Raw genomic sequence first — 19,000 nt, forward strand, 5'->3', positions numbered from 1 at the left:
CATTAACCCTTGGACAGCGCCTTCAGCGCCAGCTTGATGCCATCGGACACGCCACTGCCGGCCGGCACGGCTTTCAGCGCCAGCAACGCTTCCTTGTCCGAATAGCCCAGCGCGACCAGCGCGTTCAGGATATCAGATTGCGAGTCCGGCACCGCGTGCGCGCCGCCGGCGCCGAGGTCGGCGCCCAGCTTGCCCTTGAGTTCCAGCAGCAGGCGCTCGGCGGTTTTCTTGCCGATGCCGGGCACCTTGACCAGGCGGCCGGTCTCCTGCAGTGTGACGGCCTGGGCCAGGTCGGCGATGGTCATGCCGGACAAGATCGACAGCGCCATGCGCGCGCCCACGCCGGTGATCTTGATCAACTGGCGGAACACGGCGCGCTCCTCGGCGTGGCCGAAGCCGAACAGCAAATGGGCGTCCTCGCGGATGGTCTGGTGGGTGAACAACACCACCTTCTCGCCGACGCCGGGCAGGTTGTAGAAGGTGCTCATCGGCACGTCGACTTCGTAGCCGACGCCATGGCAGTCGACCAGCAGTTGCGGTGGATTTTTTTCAAGCAATACACCGGAGAGACGACCGATCATCGTGTTACCTTTTTTGAAGAATGTTGGGGGAGGAACTAGCCGACCAGGCGGCCGCGCTTCATGCGCAGACCGGCCAGGCCGGGGCCGATGGCGCTGATCAGCGCCAGCGTGTCGTGGCTGTTGGCGTGGCAGATGGCCACGCCGAGCGCGTCGGCGGCATCGGTGCCGGGCAGGCCGGGCAGCGCCAGCAGGCGCGCCACCATCGCCTGCACCTGCTCCTTGGCCGCCTTGCCGTGGCCGGTGACGGCCTGCTTGACTTGCAGCGCGGTGTATTCGGCCACTTCGAGCTCGGCGTCGACCAGCGCGCAGATGGCGGCGCCACGGGCCTGGCCCAGCAGCAGGGTCGACTGCGGATTGACGTTGACGAAGACTTTTTCGATGGCCGCGCAGTCGGGCCGGTAGGTCGCGGCGACCTCGGCGATGCTGCGCAGGATCACCTTCAGGCGCACCGGCAACTCGCCCTCGCCGCTCTTGATGGTGCCCGAGGCGATGTAACGCAACTTGCTGCCTTGCTTGTCGATGACGCCGAAGCCGGTGGTGCGCAAGCCAGGGTCGATGCCGAGAATAATCATCGTCAGATTGTATGCACTAAGGCAAGTGGGAGCAAGGGCGGACTGCCGTGGCCGGTACAAAGAAACAGGGACCGTCCCCGGGCGGCTTGCCCCGGGACGGTCCCTGCGCGCTTGAGCGCGCGCCCAGGGCGCGCGATCGAGGTGGAACGATCGGCAACGATCAATGACGGAAGTGGCGGATGCCGGTGTACAGCATGACCACGCCGCGCTCGTCGGCGGCGTCGATCACTTCCTGGTCGCGCATCGAGCCGCCCGGCTGGATGACGCAGTTGGCGCCGGCGTCGACCACCACGTCGAGGCCGTCGCGGAAGGGGAAGAAGGCGTCCGAGGCGACCACCGAACCGGTCAGCGACAGACCGGCGTTCTGCGCCTTGATCGAGGCGATGCGGGCGGAGTCGATGCGGCTCATCTGGCCGGCGCCGACGCCCAGGGTCATGTTGCCGCCGCAGAAGACGATGGCGTTCGACTTGACGTACTTGGCGACGCGCCAGGCGAACATCAGGTCCTGCAACTGCTGTTGGGTGGGCTGCAGCTTGGTGACCACTTTCAGGTCGCCCAGCAGGACGTTTTTCGCGTCGGCCGACTGCACCAGCAGGCCGCCGCCGACGCGCTTGAAGTCCATGGCGTTGACACCGTGGCCCAGCGGGATTTCCAGCAGGCGCACGTTTTGTTTCGCCGACAAAATTTGCTTGGCGTCGGCCGAGAACGACGGCGCGATCAGCACTTCGACGAACAGCTTGGCCAGCTCGCTGGCGGCGGCGCCGTCCACTTCGACGTTGAAGGCGATGATGCCGCCGAAGGCCGAGGTCGGGTCCGTCTTCAGCGCGCGCAGGTAGGCGTCGGCGGCGCTGGCGCCCAGGGCCACGCCGCAGGGGTTGGCGTGCTTGACGATGACGCAGGCGGCGCTCTGCTCGAAGCCGCCCATGCTCTTGACGCATTCCCAGGCCGCGTCGGCGTCGGCGATGTTGTTGTACGACAGTTCCTTGCCCTGCAGCTGGCGGTAGTTGCCCAGCGCGCCCTCGGTCACGCTCAGGTCGCGGTAGAAGGCGGCCGACTGGTGCGGGTTCTCGCCGTAGCGCATGTCCTGGACTTTTTCAAACGCCACGTTCAGCGTCTGCGGATACTGGGCGCGGGTGGCGTGCTGCTTGTCGGCGCCCAGGCTGCTCAGGTAGTTGGCGATGGCGCCGTCGTACTGGGCGGTGTGGGCGTAGACCTTGGTGGCCAGCTTGAAACGGGTGTCGTAGCCGACCACGCCGGCCTTGATCTCGTCGAGCACCACCGCATAGTCGACCGGGTCGCAGATCACCACCACGTCCTTGTGGTTCTTGGCCGCCGACCGCAGCATGGCCGGGCCGCCGATGTCGATGTTCTCGATGGCGTCCTCCAGCGTGCAGCTGTCCTTGGCCACGGTGGCCTGGAAGGGGTACAGATTGACCACCACCATGTCGATGGTCGGGATCTTGTGCTCTGCCAGCTTGGCCATGTGCTCGGGGAAATCGCGGCGCGCCAGGATGCCGCCGTGCACCATCGGATGCAGGGTCTTGACGCGGCCGTCGAGCATCTCCGGGAAGCCGGTGTAGTCGGCGACCTCGGTCACGGCGACGCCGTTGTCGGCCAGCAGTTTGGCGGTGCCGCCGGTCGACAGGATGTTGACGCCCATGGCGGCCAACGCGCGCGCGAAGTCGAGCACGCCGGTTTTGTCGGAGACGGAGATGAGAGCTTGTTTGATCATGGCAGTGGCTAGGTGGTTGAGTATTCTGGACAAATCAAGGCTGCACGGGCGCGGCATTCAGCGCGCCGACGGCCGTCCCCGGCCACCGGCGAGGCGCAACGGACGACGATTACAGCAGGCCGTGCTCTTGGAGTTTCTTGCGCAAAGTGTTGCGGTTGATGCCGAGCATTTGCGCGGCGTGCGACTGGTTGCCGTCGGCGCGGGTCATGACCACTTCGAGGATCGGCTTTTCGACGGTCAACACGACCATGTCGTAGATGTTCGATGCTTGCTGCTCGCCCAGGTCGTTGAAGTAATCTTCAAGGCTCTTCTGGACAACTTCCTGGATACTTTCTTTGCTCATTTTAATGTCATTCGGCTAATTAATATTTCGTGACGCTGTGCCGCGTACGCTGCGAGCGGTGAAGCGCTTGCCCTTTTTTTATATAACTTTTTTGGTGCTGCCGCAGCCGGCTTATGCGGGCTGCAAATCATCGGAGAGGCGGTATTGTAACCGCTCACCAAAACTCCATTGCGATTCAAAAAACTGGTCGACCGCCTGCAACTGCGCGTCGATCGACTCCAACAGATTCATTTTTTGGCGGAATTCCTCGCCGCCGGCCAGGTCGCGCACATACCAGCCGATGTGCTTGCGCGCCGTGCGCACGCCGAGGAAATCGCCGTAGAAGGCGTAGTGGGCGCGCAGGTGCTCGTCCATCAGGGCGCGCACCTCGTCCACATACGGCGCCGGCAAGTGTTGGCCGGTGCGCAGGAAATGTTCGATCTCGCGGAAGATCCACGGCCGCCCCTGCGCCGCGCGGCCGACCATGATGGCGTCGGCGCCGGTCTGCTCCAGCACATATTTGGCCTTCTCCGGCGAGGTGATGTCGCCGTTGGCCACCACCGGAATGCCCACCGAGCGCTTGACCGCCGCGATGGTGTCGTACTCGGCGTCGCCCTTGTAGCCGTCGGCGCGGGTGCGGCCATGCAAGGTCAGCATGGCGATACCGGCGTCCTCGGCGATGCGGGCGATGTTCAGGGCGTTCTTGTTCAGGCGGTCCCAGCCGGTGCGGAACTTCAGCGTGACCGGCACGTCGACCGCGCCGACCACCGCGTGCAGGATCTTCTCGACCAGCGCCTCGTCCTGCAGCAGGGCCGAACCGCACCAGCTGTTGCAGACCTTTTTCACCGGGCAACCCATGTTGATGTCGATGATCTGGGCGCCGCGCTCGACGTTGAAGCGGGCGCAGTCGGCCAGGTCCCGCGGGTCGGCGCCGGCGATCTGCACCGCCTTCGGCTCCATTTCGCCGGTGTGGTCGGTGCGGCGCGAACTCTTTTCCGTCGCCCACAGGCGCGGATTCGAGGCGGCCATCTCCGATACCGCGTAGCCGGCGCCGAGCTGTTTGCACAGTTGGCGGAAAGGCCGATCCGTCACGCCCGCCATGGGGGCGACGAAAACGTTGTTACGCAGTAAGTAGGGGCCGATTTGCACTGACAATACCTGAATGGGAGGAAGGAACCCTCTATTTTAACCGATGGCCTGCTCAATTAATAAGCACTATTTTCATGGCTGCGTATAAAACACTGTTGTGATCGGTGATCGGACAGTTGCCGTGGTGAAAATTTAAGCACGCGCGTGCGCCCGCCGCCGGGGCGCCGGCGGCGCGGCAAAGCTTGCTACAAATTAAATGATGTCGTCCAGCGCGGCCAGTTGCAGGTGCTCGACCTCGCCCCAGCTGTCGAGCGTCAACTTTCCGCCCGCCAGGGTGAAGCGGTTGATGCTGGCGTTTTTGACTTGAAAGTCGCGCGGGCTGTCGAGCGACATGCCGACCGCCGCCCGATAAGCGCATTCAAGCACGCCGCCATGCGCCACCACGACCAGCGTCCGGCCGGCGTGGCGGCCGCCCCAGCCGACGATGGCGTCGAGCGTGCGGCGGTAGAACTGGCGGAAGCTTTCGGCGTCGCGCTCGCCGGAGGGCATCACGGCGTCGATATCGCGCGCCTGCCACAGCGCGTACTCGGCCGGGTAACGCCGCTCGATGTCGCTGTAGAGCATGCCTTCGAAGCCGCCGTAGCAGCGCTCGCGCAACTGGGCGTCGGTGTGCAACGGCAACGTGTGCAGCGCGGCCACCGCCTGCGCCGTCTGCATGGCGCGTTGCAGGTCGCTGGCGACCACCAGGTCGACCGGCTCGTCGGCCAGCGCCCGGGCCAGCGCCTCGGCCTGGCGCAAGCCCTCGTCGTTGAGGGCGATGTCGGTGTGGCCCTGCAGGCGGCGCACGGCGTTCCACGCCGTCTCGCCGTGGCGGATCAGTAAAATCTTGGTGCTCATGCCATCCTAGTTCTTGGCCGCCGCCAGCGCCGGGTTCAGCGTGTAGCGGCCGATCAGTTGTGCTTCGTCGAGAATGTGGCCGTGCAGCGCGGCGCAGGCCTGGGCGCCGGTGAAGCGCGGCGGCAACGCAAGGCGCGCCTCATCGAGCGCGTACAGGCGAAAGATGTAGTGGTGGATACGCAAATCGTTCCACGGCGGACAGGGGCCATCATACCCGTAATAGTCGCCGGCCATCGCCGGGTCGGCGGAAAACCAGGCGCTGTAGTCGTTGACGCCCTGGCGCAGCGGCCGGGCGGCGCCGTTGCCGACGCCCAGCGCGGCGAGCGGCCCCGGCTTGCCGTGCGGTGTGACGCCGTCCGACAGGACGCCCTCGCCGATGGTGCGCAGCGCCGGCGGCAGGTCGAGCAGGGTCCAGTGGAAGAAGTCGCCGCGCGGCAGGGCCAGCGCCAGCTCGCGGCCGTTTTGGTTGACGTCGCGGCCGTCCTGCGGCGCATCGCCGTCGATGCAGAACAGCATCAGCGACTCGGTGCCGTTGGGCACCTCGTCCCAGGCCAGGTGGGGATTGCGGTTGCCCGCCAGCCGCACCCGGCTGGCCGAATCCATCTCGGCGAACGCGCAGGCGGTGGGGATGTCGCCGCCGTCGCGGAAGGTATCACTCCAAAGTCTCATGGTCTGCGCTCCGTTTGATGATTTTCTTGTTTGTTTTGGCAGGCCCGTTGAGAAAACTCAATCAAATTCAAATCATCCTATTTGGCGCTCACCTGCAACCAGAAGGTCACCGGTCCGTCGTTGGTCAGCGACACTTTCATGTCGGCGCCGAAACGGCCGGTTGCCACCTCGGCATGGCGGGCGCGCGCCCGGCCGACGAAATGCTCGAACAGGCGCAGGCCGTCCTGCGGACTGGCGGCCGGCGTGAACGAGGGCCGCGTGCCGGACTTGGTGTCGGCCGCCAAGGTGAACTGGGGCACCAGCAGCAGGCCGCCGGCGACGTCGGTGAGGCTCAGGTTCATCTTGCCGGCGGCGTCGGCGAAGACGCGGTAGCCGAGCAATTTGTTGAGCAGCGCGTCGGCCTCCTTCTCCGTGTCGGCGCGCTCGGCGCAGAGCAGCACCATCAGGCCGGCGTCGATGGCGCCGATGCAGGCGCCGTCGACCACCACGCTGGCGCCGCTGACCCGCTGCAACAGCGCGATCATGCCGTCAGCGTGACGCGGGCGAACTTGCGCTTGCCCACTTGCAGCACGAAGGTGCCGGCCTCGATCTTCAACGCCTTGTCGCTGACCACGCTGCCGTCGATGCGCACGCCGCCCTGGTCGACCATGCGGGTCGCCTCGGAAACGGAGGCGCACAGGCCGCTTTGCTTGAGCAACTGGGCGATGCCGGCCGGCGCGCCGGCCAGGCTCAGCTCGGCGACGTCGTCCGGGATGCCGCCCTTGGAGCGGTTGACGAAGTCGGCCAGCGCGTCGTCGGCCGCCTGCCTGGAGTGGAAGCGGGCGACGATTTCCTGCGCCAGCGCCACTTTGGCGTCGCGCGGGTTGCCCCCGCCGTCGATCTCGGCCTTCAGTTGGGCCAGCTCGGTGATCGAGCGGAACGACAGCAGCTCGAAGTAGCGCCACATCATCACGTCGGAAATGCTCATCAGCTTGGCGAACATAGTGTTGCCCGGCTCGGTGATGCCGATGTAGTTGTTCTTCGACTTGGACATCTTGTCGACGCCGTCCAGGCCTTCCAGCAGCGGCATGGTCAGCACGCACTGCTGCTCCTGGGCGTAATCCTTTTGCAACTCGCGGCCGACCAGCAGGTTGAACTTCTGGTCGGTGCCGCCCAGCTCCAGGTCGGCCTTCAGGGCGACCGAATCGTAACCCTGCATCAGCGGGTAAAGGAACTCATGGACGGCGATCGGTGTCCCACTCTTGAAGCGTTTGCTGAAATCGTCGCGCTCCATCATGCGCGCCACCGTGTAGCGCGAGGCCAGCTGGATCATGCCGCGCGCGCCCAGCGGGTCGCACCATTCGGAGTTGTAGCGGATTTCGGTCTTGGCGGCGTCGAGCACCAGCGAGGCCTGCTTGAAGTAGGTCATCGCGTTTTCTTCGACCTGCTCCTTGGTCAGCGGCGGACGGGTGACGTTGCGGCCGGACGGGTCGCCGATCATCGAGGTGAAGTCGCCGATCAGGAAAATAACTTGGTGGCCCAAGTCCTGTAACTGACGCATCTTGTTGAGCACCACGGTGTGGCCCAGGTGCAGGTCGGGCGCGGTCGGGTCGAGGCCCAGTTTGACGCGCAGCGGCACGCCGCTTTGTTCGGAACGCGCCAGCTTCTGGGCGAATTCGCTTTCGATCAGCAGTTCATCCACACCGCGCTTGGTGATGGCGAGGGCTTCCTGGACGCGGTCGGTCAGTGGCAGCAGCGGAGCGGACGCCTTCTTGGCGGGCGATGTGGAGGTGTTGTCCATAGGTTTTTCTTAACTGGATTCTCGAAATGGTAGGTGGTTCCAGGAGTTTGCTATAATGTTCGGTCCGATCAATCTTGCCGTATGAAAACGAACCGAAACAAAAATTATAAAAACAAAACGTTCCTGAATAGTTCAAGCGGCAAATTTTAACTGATTGCATGAACCCTACAAACAAAATCACAAGCTCGCGCTTGTTCCAACTGCTAGGCTCGACCCGCAAGGCGCGCATCGTTAGCACGTCGGCGCTGCTGCTGGCGGTCTGCGCCTTCGGCGCCGCCGGTGTGGCGCCTTTGGCCCCCGACGCCTCCGACCTGCCGGTCAAATCGGTCTCGGAAGAGATCGCCTTGCCGAACATCGCCGCCCAGATCGACTCCCTCCAGCAGCAGCAGTCCTCCGACCACTACGTCCACGAAGAAAAAATCCGCGCCGGCGACACCCTGGCCACGCTGTTGACCCGCCTCGGCGTGGACGACGACGCGGCGGAGAACTTCATCAAGAAGGACAAGGTCGCCCACGGCGTGATGCAGTTGAAGACCGGCAAGCGGGTCCAGGCGCAAACCGACGAAGACGGCAACCTGCAGTGGTTGCGCGCCTCCGTGGTCGACGGCAAGGACATTCCGGTCAAGAATATTTCGATCACCCGCAAGGGGGACGGCTTCGTCGCCACCGAAACGGCGGCCCAGCTGGAGCGCCGCGTCGAAATGCACGCGCGCGACATCACCTCGACGCTGTTCGCGGCGACCGATTCGAATAGCGATGGCGCCAAGCTGCCCGACACCATCGTCCACCAGATCGTCGAGATGTTCTCCACCAACATCGACTTCCGCTCCGACCTGAAGCGCGGCGACCATTTCAACGTGGTCTACGAAACCTTCTGGCAGGACGGTGAATTCGTCCGCGCCGGACGCATCCTGGCCGGCGAGTTCACCAACCGCGGCAACACCTTCCAGTCGGTCTGGTTCGAAGATCCAAGCAGCAAGCAAGGCGGCGGCTACTACAGCTTCGACGGCAAGTCGCTCAAAAAAGCCTTCCTCAAGTCGCCCGTCGAATTCACCCGTATCTCGTCCGGTTTTTCGATGCGCGTCCACCCCGTGTTCGGCCAGTGGAAACAGCACAAGGGCCTGGACTTCCCGGCGCCGACCGGCACGCCGATCCGCGCCGCCGGCGACGGTGTGATCGACTTCGCCGGCACCCAGGGCGGCTACGGCAACGTGGTCGTGGTCAAGCACTGGGCCAACTACAGCACCGCCTATGCCCACATGAGCCGCTTCGCGACGAACATGAAAAAGGGCACGAAAGTCAGCCAGGGCGACGTCATTGGCTACGTCGGCACCACCGGCTGGTCGACCGGCGCCCACCTGCATTACGAATTCCGCGTCGGCGGCGAAGCCAAGGACCCGAACACCCTGAACGTGCAAGCACAAGCACCGTTGACGGCCGCCGAAATGTCGCGCTTCCGCAGCTTCGCCTCCGACATGACGCACCGCTTCGCACTGCTGCGTCCGGCCGGCTCGAGCACCACCCGGGTCGCCGCCAAGTAAGCCCGGCGCCCGCCGCGCCTTGCCGCGTCGCACTGAAAAAACAGGCCATCTCGTATGGCCTGTTTTCTTTTCTGCGCGGCCATGCCGGTACACGCCGCCCTTCCCTTTCCCCTCAGAAAGTCAGACCATGATGCTGATTTTTATCGCCGGCTTCCGTGCGCTGGCGCTCATTGTGCCCAGCAACAACATGAGGGATGGGCCGGGAGCCGCCGGCCACAGCTCGACACCGCTCAATTATTCCCGCGCCGATCTGGACGCTGAGGCAAAATACACTTTTCAAGCAAGAAGGAAGTAGATCATGGCCTTGTATATCGGTCTGATGTCCGGCACCAGCCTGGACGGTGTCGACGGCGCCCTCGCCGATTTCAGCGACGCGGCCACGCGCACGCTGGCGGCGGCGTATGTGCCGTTCCCCATGGAGCTGCGGGCCGAGCTGATGGCCCTGCAAGCGGCCGCACCGAACGAACTGGAGCGCGAAGCGCTGGCGGCCCAGCAGATCGCCATCCACTACGCCCAGTGCGTGGCGGAACTGTTGCGCCAAAGTGGCGTGGCGGCCGCCGCCGTCAGCGCCGTGGCGGCGCACGGCCAGACCATCCGCCACCGACCCGAGCTGGGCTTCACGCGGCAGACGAATAATCCGGCCCTGTTGGCCGAGCTGTGCGGCATCGACGTCATCGCCGACTTCCGCAGCCGCGACGTCGCCGCCGGCGGCCAGGGCGCGCCGCTGGTGCCGGCCTTCCACCAGGCGCTGTTCGGCGTGAACGGCCTGCGCCGGGTGGTGGCCAACATCGGCGGCATCGCCAACATCAGCGTGTTGCATGGCGACGGCCGCGTCGACGGCTTCGATACCGGCCCCGGCAACGTGCTGATGGATGGCTGGATCGCCCGCCACCAAGGCCGCGAGTACGACGCCGACGGCGCCTGGGCGGCCGCCGGCACGGCTCTGCCCGCGTTGCTGGCGGCGCTGCTGGCCGAACCCTACTTCGCCTTGCCGGCGCCCAAGAGCACCGGCCGCGACCTGTTCCACATGGACTGGCTGGACGCTCATTTGCGCGCTTTCCAGGACGCCGCGCCGGCCGACGTGCAGGCGACGCTGACGCGGCTCACCGCCGTCACGCTGGCGCGCGCGGTGGCGCAGTACGGTGGCGGGGCGGACGCCGTCTACATCTGCGGCGGCGGCGCCTACAACGGCACGCTGCTGCGCGAACTGGCGGCGGCGCTGGACGGCAAGGTAGCGGTGGCGTCGACCGAGGCGCTGGGCGTGGCGCCGAACCGGGTCGAGGCGCTGGCCTTCGCCTGGCTGGCTTACCGCTTCAAACAGCGGCTGGCGGGCAATCTGCCGGCGGTGACGGGTGCGGCGGGGGAAAGGGTGCTGGGCGCGCTATACCCGCGCTGAGGGCGGCGCTAGCGGCAAGGTGACAGAGCGGTGCTGAGCGGCGCAGAAGCGACGCTGAAGCTGAACTGCGAACGATAGTCGCAACGACAGCGCCAACGACAACGGCGGCCAGATAAACTGGCCGCCGCAAAGGATGCTACAGCGAAGTGGCTTAGACCGAGAACGAGGAACCGCAACCGCAAGTCGACGACGCGGTTGGATTCTTGATCACGAACTGGGCACCTTCGAGGTCGTCCTTGTAATCGATTTCCGCGCCGACCAGATACTGGTAGCTCATCGAATCGATCAACAGCTGAACGCCATTCTTGATCATCGTGGTGTCGTCTTCGTTGACGATTTCGTCAAAGGTGAAGCCGTACTGGAAGCCGGAGCAGCCGCCACCCTGCACGAAGACGCGCAGTTTCAGATCAGGATTACCCTCTTCTTCGATCAGCTGGGCCACCTTTTGGGCGGCGCTATCGGTGAAGATGATAGGCGACGGGATTACATCTTGCGCTTCGGCGACAGCATTCATTTCAGACTCCTACGTGAAAACATTTGGCTCATTATAGACCTTTGGCGCAAGTCATGCTCCCGTTGCGGCCAAATGCAAGGGATTGTCCACACACTCAAAATGGGTAAGCCGCCCCTGCACCTGGGCGCCGGCATGGATTTCCAGCACTTTGTAGCTGATATCACCAGAGATGCGGGCCTTGGGCTGGATTTCAAGCAACTCGCTGGCCTGCACATCGCCTTGGATGGTGCCGTTGACGATCAGGTGGGAGCAGCGCACCGCCCCCTCGATGGTGGCGTGCTCGGAGACCACCAGATAGCTGTCCTGCTCGTTCTCGGCGACGACGTTGCCGCGCACCCGGCCGTCGATGCGCAAGCCGCCGCGAAACAACAGATCGCCGTCGATCCGCGTCGACGGACCGATCAGGCTGTCCATGCTGCTCCTCGCTTTGTGGGCGAACATGCGCGATCCTCACTCTGCCGGCCCCGGCGGCGCCGGGACCAGCGTTCAATCTACTCCGGCGCGGCCGGCCGGCCTTGATCTGGCTCGCCGTTTCACCGGCGCGGCGGAGCGTCCCGGTTTGCCGTTACGGCAACAGGGCGATCTGCATCAGGCCGGCGGTTTCCTCCAGGCCGAACATCAAATTCATGCACTGCACGGCCTGGCCGGCGGCGCCCTTGACCAGGTTGTCCTGCACCACCAGCACGATGACGGTGTTGCCATTGCCCGGACGATGCAGGGCCATGCGCAACATGTTGGAGCCGCGCGTCGAGCGGGTTTCCGGATGCGCGCCGAACGGCATCACGTCGACGAAAGGCGCGTCTTGGTATTCCGCCTCGAACAAGCTTTGCAGCTCCTCGTTGCTGACTTCCTTGCTCAGGCGGGCGTACAGGGTCGAATGCATGCCGCGGATCATCGGCACCAGGTGCGGCGTGAACACCAGCTCGACTTTTTCGTCGGTGAAGCGTTGCAACTGGGCCGTGGTTTCCGGCGTGTGGCGGTGGCCGGCCACGCTGTAGGCCTTGAAGTTGTCGCTGGACTCGGAAAACAGGCTGCCGATCTCGGCCTTGCGGCCGGCGCCGGAGACGCCCGACTTGCAGTCGGCGATCAAGCTGCCGGCGTCGACCAGGCCGGCCTTCAGCAGCGGGTAATAGCCCAGCTGCATGGTGGTCGGGTAGCAACCCGGATTGGCGATCAAGCTCGCGCCCTGGATCGCCTCGCGGTTCAGCTCGGCCAGGCCGTACACCGCCTGCTCCAGCAGTTCCGGGCAGGTGTGCGGGATCTTGTACCACTGCTCGAAGCTGGCCTGGTCCTTCAGGCGGAAGTCGGCCGCCAGGTCGATCACCTTGACGCCGGCCGCCAGCAGGGCCGGCGCTTGCGCCATGGCCACGCCGTGCGGGGTGGCGAAGAACACCACGTCGCATTTGCTCAGGTCGGCCTTGTCCGGCGCCGAGAAGGCCAGCTCGACGCGGCCGCGCAGCGAGGGGAACATGTCGGCAACGGGCAAGCCATCTTCCTTGCGCGAGGTGATCGCCGTCAGCTGCACATCGGGATGGACTGCCAACAGACGCAGCAATTCCACTCCGGTGTAACCGGTGCCGCCGACGATGCCAACTTTGATCATGTTCTTTCCTTGGGTAAGTAGTGTGGGGGTAGAGCTTCAGGGCGCATTTTAGCAGGCCTGCGCGACCGCCGCATGACGGCGGCACCAACGCAAAAAGCCGCCGGAACAGGCCGGCGGCTTTCGAGCAACACGCGGCGGACCGCGTGTTGTAGCGTATAAATTAACGCTTCGAGAATTGCTTTGCGCGACGTGCTTTGCGCAGACCAACTTTTTTACGCTCGACTTCACGTGCATCGCGGGTCACGAAGCCGGCTTTGGCCAGATCCGGTTTCAGCGCTGCGTCGTAGTCGATCAGGGCGCGGGTGATGCCGTGGCGAACTGCGCCAGCTTGGCCGGACTCGCCGCCGCCGTGAACGTTAACCTTGATGTCGAAACGCTCGACATTGCCGGTCAGTTCCAGTGGTTGACGGATCACCATCAGGCCGGTTTCGCGCGAGAAATACTCAGCCGCTGGCTTGCCGTTAACGATGATTTGGCCAGTGCCAACTTTGATGAACACGCGAGCTACCGCACTCTTGCGACGGCCGGTGCCGTAATTGTAGTTACCGATCATGTCAGTTCCTTAGAGAACGAGTGCTTTAGGTTGCTGAGCTGCGTGCGGATGGGTTTCTTCCGCGTACACTTTCAGCTTCTTGATCATTGCGTAGCCGAGTGGGCCTTTAGGCAACATGCCCTTGACCGCTTTCTCAAGCGCGCGACCTGGAAAACGCTGTTGCATTTTCTGGAAGTTGGTTTCGTAGATGCCGCCTGGGTAACCCGAGTGACGGTAGTACGTTTTGTTGGTAGCTTTGGTACCGGTCACGCGCAGTTTGCCTGCGTTGATGACGACGATGAAATCGCCCGTATCGACGTGAGGAGTAAATTCCGGTTTGTGTTTGCCGCGCAGTCGGAGTGCCACTTCGCTGGCAACACGTCCGAGGACTTTGTCCGTCGCGTCAACCACGAACCAATCGCGCTGGACTTCATGCCCTTTAGCGGAAAATGTTTTCATGTTGACTTCCTAATTGAATTACACACGCTCAAATGGTGGTTCCGCCATTGCTTCAGCGGACTCGGCCTTTTTATAAATACTTTTCCTGAGCGAACGGAAAGCCGACAAGTATAAGCGGCAACGCTAGGCGGCGTCAAGCCCCGGCCGGCTTTGCCGCCGCCCGGCGACGGCGCCCGGCCACGCCCGGCGGGGCGCGCGCCGCTCCTTTACAATAGGGCCACGGACAGCCTTATGGAGAATCGAATGGAATGCAAAGTTAGCTGGAACGGCCCGTCGGGCATGAGTTTTTTGGCCCAGACCGGCTCCGGCCACCTGGTCAACATGGACGGCGCGCCCGAGGGCGGCGGCCACAACCTGGCGCCCCGGCCGATGGAGATGGTGCTGCTCGGCACCGGCGGCTGCACCGCCTACGACGTCGTGCTGATCCTGAAAAAGGGCCGCGAGGATATCCGTGGTTGCGAATGCACCTTGAGCGCCGAACGGGCCGAGACGGAACCGAAGGTCTTCACCAAGATCAACTTCCACTTCGTCGTCACCGGCAAGAACCTGAAACCGGCCAGCGTGGAGCGGGCCATCACCTTGTCGCACGATAAATATTGCTCCGCATCGATCATGCTGGGCAAGACGGCCGAGATCACCCATTCCTTCGAGATCATCGACGCGGCCTAGTTAGCCCAAAGGCAGGGGCCAGGGTCAGACCCGCAGGGTCCGACCCTCGGCTTGCGCCGCGGTCCGCCGCGCCATTCCCGCCGCCGCTTGCTGGCGTTTTCCTTAGATATAGTAGGCGCTGCCGGTCATCAGCTTGGCCATGCCCTGCATCACCACGCGCACCGGCAGCGGCGTGGTCGCCGCGCCCAGGGCCTGGGCGGCGGCGCCGTGGGCCACCTCGTCGACACGCATCTGCTCGACCACGGCGCGCGACTTGGCGTCCTGCGGCGGCAGGCGGTCCAGGTGGCTGGCCAGATGGGCCTCGACCTGGCGCTCGGTCTCGACCACGAAACCCAGGCTGTGGGCGTCGCCCAGATAGGCGGCCAGCGTGCCGACGGCGTAGGCGCCGGCGTAGAACAGGGGATTGAGCAGGCTGGTGCGCGAACCCAGCTCGGCCAGGCGCTGCGCCGTCCACGCCAGATGGTCCTCCTCCTCCCGCCCGGCCTGCTCGAACTGCAAGCGCATCGCGTCGCTTTTGGCGAAACGGGCCTGCGAGTTGTACAGCGCCTGGGCGCAGACCTCGCCGACATGGTTGACACGCATCAGGCCGGCGGCGTGGCGCTGCTCGGATTCGCTGAGCACGGCGTCGGCGGCGTGCGCGGCCGGCGTCGGGCGCGAGGCCGAGGCCACGCCGGCGATGACGCGCAAGGCCTTGTCGGCGCCGGAAATGAAACGGTCGAGGGGATGGTGGTAACGGTTCGCTGCCATGGTCGTCAGTCGCAATCAGTCGGAAAGCACCATTATAGGACCATCGCGCCGCCGCGCCAGCCCGTCACTCCTGCCGCGCCTCGCGTAGCAGGCGCTGGCGCTCGATGTAGTCGGCCACCGGGCCGCGCACGTCGATCTTGGAGATGTCCTTGGCGACGCCCAGGTTGAGCCCCAGCAGGAAGGGGATGTTCTCCAGCGGCACTTCGGGACAGTGCTCGGCGTAGGCGCTGAGAAAACGTTTCGATTCGACCACCGGCACCACCTTCTCGCCGCTCATGAACTGCAGCACGCTGGTGATGCTGTGGCCCTTGCCGATGGCGTGGTAAATAAAGCGGTTGAAGTCGCGGTCGAGGCGTTTGAAGTCCAGCGTCTCCTTGGTCATCAGGCCGGCCAGATAATACAGGCCCAGCGCGACGCGGAAGAAACCGACCGCCTCCTCCTGGTTCATGCCGCACTGGGTCACCGCCAGCACCTTCTTCTTCAGCTCTTCGTTCATCTCGACACCCGGTAAGACCTGCTCGTTCACCTGCTCGTTCACCTGCTTGTTCATCTGTTCGTTCGACTTGCATCCGGCTAGCCGGCGGCGCTGGCGACAGCGGCGCCGGCGCCCTCCTTCGACTATAGCAAGACAAGTACGCTTTGTGCCTTGCACGCAAGATTTTTTACGGTTAACCTTAAATCCCTGACAACCGGGATGCCCCAATGATCGAAGTTCGAGGTTTGGCAAAGCGCTTCCGCCTGCCTTCCAAAAAGGAAATGCCCTATCAGCTGCGCGACCCGCGCGACCACGACGGCTGGTTCCACGCCGTGCGCGACGTCAGCTTCCGCTGCGCGCCGGGCGAAGTGCTGGGCCTGCTCGGCCCCAACGGCGCCGGCAAGACCACCACCCTGCGCCTGCTGTCGACCGCCCTCAAGGCCGACGCCGGCAGCGTCGTCGCCAACGGCGTCGACCTGCTGGCCGACCCGCTGGCGGCGCGCCAGCACATCGGCTTCCTGTCCGGCACCACCGGCCTGTACGGCCGCTTGACGGCGCGCGAGAACATCGAATACTTCGGCCGCCTGCACGGCATGAGCGCGCCCTACCTGCAACGCCGCTGCGACGAGTTGTTCGAGCTGCTGCAGATGCACGAGTTCGGCGACAAGCGGGCCGACCAGCTGTCGACCGGCATGAAGCAGAAGTGCGCCATCGCCCGCACCGTCGTGCACGAGCCGCAGATCGTCATCCTCGACGAGCCGACCACCGGGCTCGACGTGATGTCGGCCAAGATCCTGCTCGACTTCATCGCCAGCTACAAGGCGCTGCGCATCCCGCTGATCTTCTCGACCCACCACCTGCACGAGGTCGACAAGCTGTGCGACCGGGTCTGCATCATCAACCACGGCAAGACGGCCTTCCACGGCAGCACCGAGGAACTGCGCCACCTGGGCGGCAGCGCCGACCTGTACGACGCCTTCGTCGGCGTCATCAAACAAGGGGGCTGAGAGCATGTGGACCATCTACCTGAAGGAGATGCTGGAGCTGGCGCGCGACCGCAAGACCTTCATCTTCACCGTCTTCATCCCGATCCTGGCGATGCCGCTGATCTTCGCCGGCTTCGGTTATTTGTCGTCCAGCCTGTTCAAGCAGGCCAGCCAGGCCGAGCTGACCTACGCCATCTTCGGCCAGCAATACGCGCCCGCGCTGGCCGCCCGCTTCGCCGCCGACAAGAGCTTCAAGGAGGTCGCGCTGGCCGATCCGGCCGCCATCCGCGAGGCCATCGGCGACGAGCGCATCAAGTTCGCCCTGGTGATCCCGCCCGGCTTCGCCGCCACGCTGGACGCCCAGCAGCAGGGCAGCATCGCGCTGCACTACAACAGCGCGGTGACGGTCGACGTCACGCGCAAGCGGGTGATGTCGGTGATCGAGGCGCAGAACGCCAGCCTGCGCGAGCAGGCCCTGTCGGCGCTCAAGCTGAACCAGCAGCAACTGCGCTTCGCGCTCGACCCGATCCGCCTGGAGGACCATTCGACGGCCGACAAGCGCGAGCAGATCGGCGCCCTGGTCGGCGGCTTCCTGCCCTACATCCTGTTGATGGTCTGCCTGATGGCGGCGATGTATCCGGCGATCGACACCGGCGCCGGCGAGAAGGAGCGCGGCACGCTGGAGACGCTGCTGCTGGCGCCGCTGCCGCGCGGCGCCATCGTGCTGGCCAAATTCTTCGTGCTGTTCAGCATCGGCCTGACCTCGGCGCTGCTGATGGTGGCCAGCATGGGCGCGCTGCTGTTCTTCTTCGGCCCCTCGATCGAGGGCGACATGGCGCTGATGGTGCGCGCCATCGGCGCCGCCGACCTGGCCATGGTGGCGCTGATGCTGCTGCCGACGGCGGCCATCTTCGCCGCCATCCTGCTGTCGATCTCGATCTACGCCAAGAGCTACAAGGAGGCCAGCGGTCTGATCTCGCCGCTGGCCATCGTCACCATCCTGCCGACCCTGGTGGCGATGCTGCCCGGCGTTGAGCTGAACTGGATGTGGGCGATGGTGCCGCTGACCAACGTCTCGCTGGCCATGAAGGAACTGGTCAAGGGCACCATGGACTACCGCATGTTCTCGGTGATCCTGCTGTCGAGCAGCCTGATCGCCGCCGCCCTGCTGCTGCTGTGCCGCTGGTGGTTCAACCGCGAGCAGGTGCTGTTCCGCAACTGAGGCGCGCAGCAAAGCGAAGAAACCCCATCGGCGCAAACCCGGGGTCGGACTCCCCGCCTTGGCGCGCCGGGTCCGACCCCAGCTCTGCGCCGTTGGGTGGTTTGGGAGCCGCCGGCGCCTTGGCGTGGCGGCCGGCGCCGCCGCCCCACTCCCCGGAATGCGCAATCTGGGCCGCACTATGCGCCGCCCGTCGCAATGGCGCCCCGGATCTGTCGCAAATTCACTACAATGCCATCATGTGAAAAAAGCTTGGCCGTGCGGAAACGTCGCGCGGCCGCGCCGGGCCAGCCCGGAACCGTTCAGGAGTCAGTATGGAATTACGCATCAGCAAGCTGTCCAAGACCTACGGCAACGGCGTCGTGGCGCTGGACAATATCTCGCTCACCATCCCGACCGGGATGTTCGGCTTGCTCGGCCCCAACGGCGCCGGCAAGTCGACGCTGATGCGCACCCTCGCCACCTTGCAGGAGTGCGACTCCGGCGCGGTGTTCTTCGGCGAGCTCGACGTGCTCGACGAGAAGGACGAGATCCGCCGCCTGCTCGGCTACCTGCCGCAGGACTTCGGCGTCTACCCCAAGGTCACCGCCTACGAGATGCTCGACCACTTCGCCGTGCTGAAGGGCCTGTCGCAGCGGACCCGGCGGCGCGAGGTGGTCGACGGCCTGCTGCAGCAGACCAACCTGTTCGAGGTGCGCCACCAGCGCCTGGGCGGCTTCTCCGGCGGCATGCGGCAGCGTTTCGGCATCGCCCAGGCGCTGCTCGGCGACCCCAGGCTGATCATCGTCGACGAGCCCACCGCCGGCCTCGACCCGCAGGAGCGGGTGCGCTTCCACAACCTGCTGTCCGACATCGGCGAGGACAAGACGGTGATCCTGTCGACCCACATCGTCAGCGACGTGGCCGACCTGTGCGCCAACATGGCCATCATCAACAAGGGCCATGTGCTGCTGTGCGGCAAGACCCAGCAGTTGATCGACGCCGTCAGCGACAAGATCTGGGCCCGCTTCGTCGACAAGAAGGAGCTGGCCATGTTCCAGCAGCGCCACGCGGTGATCTCGACGCGCCTGCTGTCGGGCCGCACCCTGATCCACGTCTACAGCGAGGACGACCCGGGCGACGGCTTCGAGGAGGCCATCGGCGACCTGGAAGACCTGTACTTCGCCACCATCGCCGGCCGCCACAGCGCCGCGCCGGCCTGCGAATAGGCCGGCGCC

Annotated in this window: 23 protein-coding genes; 7 read left to right on the forward strand and 16 right to left on the reverse strand. The window is 64.8% G+C overall.

The genetic code is table 11. The features are described 5' to 3' along the window. Nucleotides 1-2: 2 nt before the first annotated feature. The 9 genes from ruvA to tyrS form a co-directional block, all read right to left on the reverse strand. Nucleotides 3-581, reverse strand: a complete 579-nt coding sequence (gene ruvA, locus H7U20_RS28780) for a Holliday junction branch migration protein RuvA (protein WP_199762563.1) — start codon at nucleotides 579-581, stop codon at nucleotides 3-5. 35 nt (nucleotides 582-616) lie between these two features. Next, entirely contained in the window at nucleotides 617-1,153 is a 537-nt protein-coding gene (gene ruvC / locus H7U20_RS28785; protein ID WP_199762564.1) for a crossover junction endodeoxyribonuclease RuvC, read from the reverse strand. A 160-nt stretch (nucleotides 1,154-1,313) separates the two neighbouring features. Next, nucleotides 1,314-2,885, reverse strand: coding sequence for a bifunctional phosphoribosylaminoimidazolecarboxamide formyltransferase/IMP cyclohydrolase (gene purH / locus H7U20_RS28790; protein WP_199762565.1), 1,572 nt, complete (start codon nucleotides 2,883-2,885; stop codon nucleotides 1,314-1,316). 109 nt (nucleotides 2,886-2,994) lie between these two features. Then, a complete protein-coding gene (locus H7U20_RS28795) occupies nucleotides 2,995-3,228 on the reverse strand; it encodes a helix-turn-helix domain-containing protein (protein ID WP_008445162.1) in 234 nt (77 codons plus the stop codon). Nucleotides 3,229-3,339: 111 nt separating this feature from the next. Next, complete coding sequence (dusB, locus tag H7U20_RS28800; RefSeq protein WP_199762566.1) at nucleotides 3,340-4,356, reverse strand: tRNA dihydrouridine synthase DusB; 1,017 nt, start codon at nucleotides 4,354-4,356, stop codon at nucleotides 3,340-3,342. 192 nt (nucleotides 4,357-4,548) lie between these two features. Beyond that, entirely contained in the window at nucleotides 4,549-5,193 is a 645-nt protein-coding gene (locus H7U20_RS28805) for a histidine phosphatase family protein (protein ID WP_199762567.1), read from the reverse strand. A 6-nt stretch (nucleotides 5,194-5,199) separates the two neighbouring features. Continuing rightward, nucleotides 5,200-5,862, reverse strand: coding sequence for a YbhB/YbcL family Raf kinase inhibitor-like protein (locus H7U20_RS28810; protein ID WP_199762568.1), 663 nt, complete (start codon nucleotides 5,860-5,862; stop codon nucleotides 5,200-5,202). Nucleotides 5,863-5,939: 77 nt separating this feature from the next. Next, nucleotides 5,940-6,386, reverse strand: a complete 447-nt coding sequence (gene dtd, locus H7U20_RS28815) for a D-aminoacyl-tRNA deacylase (RefSeq protein WP_199762569.1) — start codon at nucleotides 6,384-6,386, stop codon at nucleotides 5,940-5,942. Next, nucleotides 6,383-7,642: a tyrosine--tRNA ligase gene (tyrS, locus tag H7U20_RS28820; protein ID WP_199762570.1), complete on the reverse strand. Its 1,260-nt coding sequence runs from the start codon at nucleotides 7,640-7,642 to the stop codon at nucleotides 6,383-6,385. Before tyrS ends, dtd begins: the two co-directional genes overlap by 4 nt. Nucleotides 7,643-7,800: 158 nt before the next feature. Between tyrS and H7U20_RS28825 the strand changes: the two genes are divergently transcribed. From H7U20_RS28825 to H7U20_RS28835, 3 genes are all read left to right on the forward strand, one after another. Further along, a complete protein-coding gene (locus H7U20_RS28825; protein WP_199762571.1) occupies nucleotides 7,801-9,183 on the forward strand; it encodes a M23 family metallopeptidase in 1,383 nt (460 codons plus the stop codon). Nucleotides 9,184-9,310: 127 nt separating this feature from the next. Further along, the gene (locus H7U20_RS28830) at nucleotides 9,311-9,478 is read left to right on the forward strand and encodes a hypothetical protein (protein WP_199762572.1); all 168 of its coding nucleotides are present in this window, start codon (nucleotides 9,311-9,313) and stop codon (nucleotides 9,476-9,478) included. A gap of 3 nt (nucleotides 9,479-9,481) precedes the next feature. After that, nucleotides 9,482-10,579, forward strand: coding sequence for an anhydro-N-acetylmuramic acid kinase (locus H7U20_RS28835; RefSeq protein ID WP_199762573.1), 1,098 nt, complete (start codon nucleotides 9,482-9,484; stop codon nucleotides 10,577-10,579). Nucleotides 10,580-10,730: 151 nt separating this feature from the next. Here the strand turns inward: H7U20_RS28835 and erpA are convergent, their stop codons facing one another. From erpA to rplM, 5 genes are all read right to left on the reverse strand, one after another. Next, nucleotides 10,731-11,093, reverse strand: coding sequence for an iron-sulfur cluster insertion protein ErpA (erpA, locus tag H7U20_RS28840; protein ID WP_093389923.1), 363 nt, complete (start codon nucleotides 11,091-11,093; stop codon nucleotides 10,731-10,733). 51 nt (nucleotides 11,094-11,144) lie between these two features. Then, nucleotides 11,145-11,534 carry a bactofilin family protein gene (locus tag H7U20_RS28845; RefSeq protein WP_199762574.1) on the reverse strand — a complete coding sequence of 130 codons (390 nt, stop codon included), beginning with the start codon at nucleotides 11,532-11,534 and terminating at the stop codon, nucleotides 11,145-11,147. Between the two features lie 124 nt (nucleotides 11,535-11,658). Further along, on the reverse strand, nucleotides 11,659-12,696 hold the full coding sequence (gene argC, locus H7U20_RS28850) for an N-acetyl-gamma-glutamyl-phosphate reductase (protein WP_199762575.1): 1,038 nt from the start codon (nucleotides 12,694-12,696) through the stop codon (nucleotides 11,659-11,661). 160 nt (nucleotides 12,697-12,856) lie between these two features. Beyond that, nucleotides 12,857-13,249, reverse strand: a complete 393-nt coding sequence (gene rpsI / locus H7U20_RS28855) for a 30S ribosomal protein S9 (protein WP_019924401.1) — start codon at nucleotides 13,247-13,249, stop codon at nucleotides 12,857-12,859. Between the two features lie 9 nt (nucleotides 13,250-13,258). Continuing rightward, nucleotides 13,259-13,687, reverse strand: a complete 429-nt coding sequence (rplM, locus tag H7U20_RS28860) for a 50S ribosomal protein L13 (RefSeq protein WP_093389920.1) — start codon at nucleotides 13,685-13,687, stop codon at nucleotides 13,259-13,261. 243 nt (nucleotides 13,688-13,930) lie between these two features. Between rplM and H7U20_RS28865 the strand changes: the two genes are divergently transcribed. Continuing rightward, nucleotides 13,931-14,356, forward strand: a complete 426-nt coding sequence (locus tag H7U20_RS28865; protein ID WP_199762576.1) for an OsmC family protein — start codon at nucleotides 13,931-13,933, stop codon at nucleotides 14,354-14,356. A gap of 102 nt (nucleotides 14,357-14,458) precedes the next feature. Here H7U20_RS28865 and coq7 read toward each other — a convergent pair whose 3' ends face one another. Together coq7 and H7U20_RS28875 are read right to left on the reverse strand one after the other, a co-directional pair. Then, on the reverse strand, nucleotides 14,459-15,103 hold the full coding sequence (gene coq7, locus H7U20_RS28870; protein ID WP_199762577.1) for a 2-polyprenyl-3-methyl-6-methoxy-1,4-benzoquinone monooxygenase: 645 nt from the start codon (nucleotides 15,101-15,103) through the stop codon (nucleotides 14,459-14,461). Between the two features lie 64 nt (nucleotides 15,104-15,167). Continuing rightward, the gene (locus H7U20_RS28875; RefSeq protein ID WP_370593289.1) at nucleotides 15,168-15,653 is read right to left on the reverse strand and encodes a hypothetical protein; all 486 of its coding nucleotides are present in this window, start codon (nucleotides 15,651-15,653) and stop codon (nucleotides 15,168-15,170) included. A 152-nt stretch (nucleotides 15,654-15,805) separates the two neighbouring features. Here H7U20_RS28875 and H7U20_RS28880 point away from each other — a divergent pair, with 152 nt between their 5' ends. From H7U20_RS28880 to H7U20_RS28890, 3 genes are all read left to right on the forward strand, one after another. Next, nucleotides 15,806-16,585, forward strand: a complete 780-nt coding sequence (locus H7U20_RS28880; protein WP_199762578.1) for an ABC transporter ATP-binding protein — start codon at nucleotides 15,806-15,808, stop codon at nucleotides 16,583-16,585. A gap of 4 nt (nucleotides 16,586-16,589) precedes the next feature. Continuing rightward, entirely contained in the window at nucleotides 16,590-17,786 is a 1,197-nt protein-coding gene (locus H7U20_RS28885) for an ABC transporter permease (protein ID WP_199762579.1), read from the forward strand. Nucleotides 17,787-18,097: 311 nt separating this feature from the next. Beyond that, entirely contained in the window at nucleotides 18,098-18,991 is an 894-nt protein-coding gene (locus H7U20_RS28890) for an ABC transporter ATP-binding protein (protein WP_199762580.1), read from the forward strand. The last annotated feature ends 9 nt before the right edge of the window (nucleotides 18,992-19,000 follow it).

Origin of the sequence: Rugamonas violacea (assembly GCF_016461825.1) — a bacterium.
Lineage (GTDB): Bacteria > Pseudomonadota > Gammaproteobacteria > Burkholderiales > Burkholderiaceae_D > Rugamonas.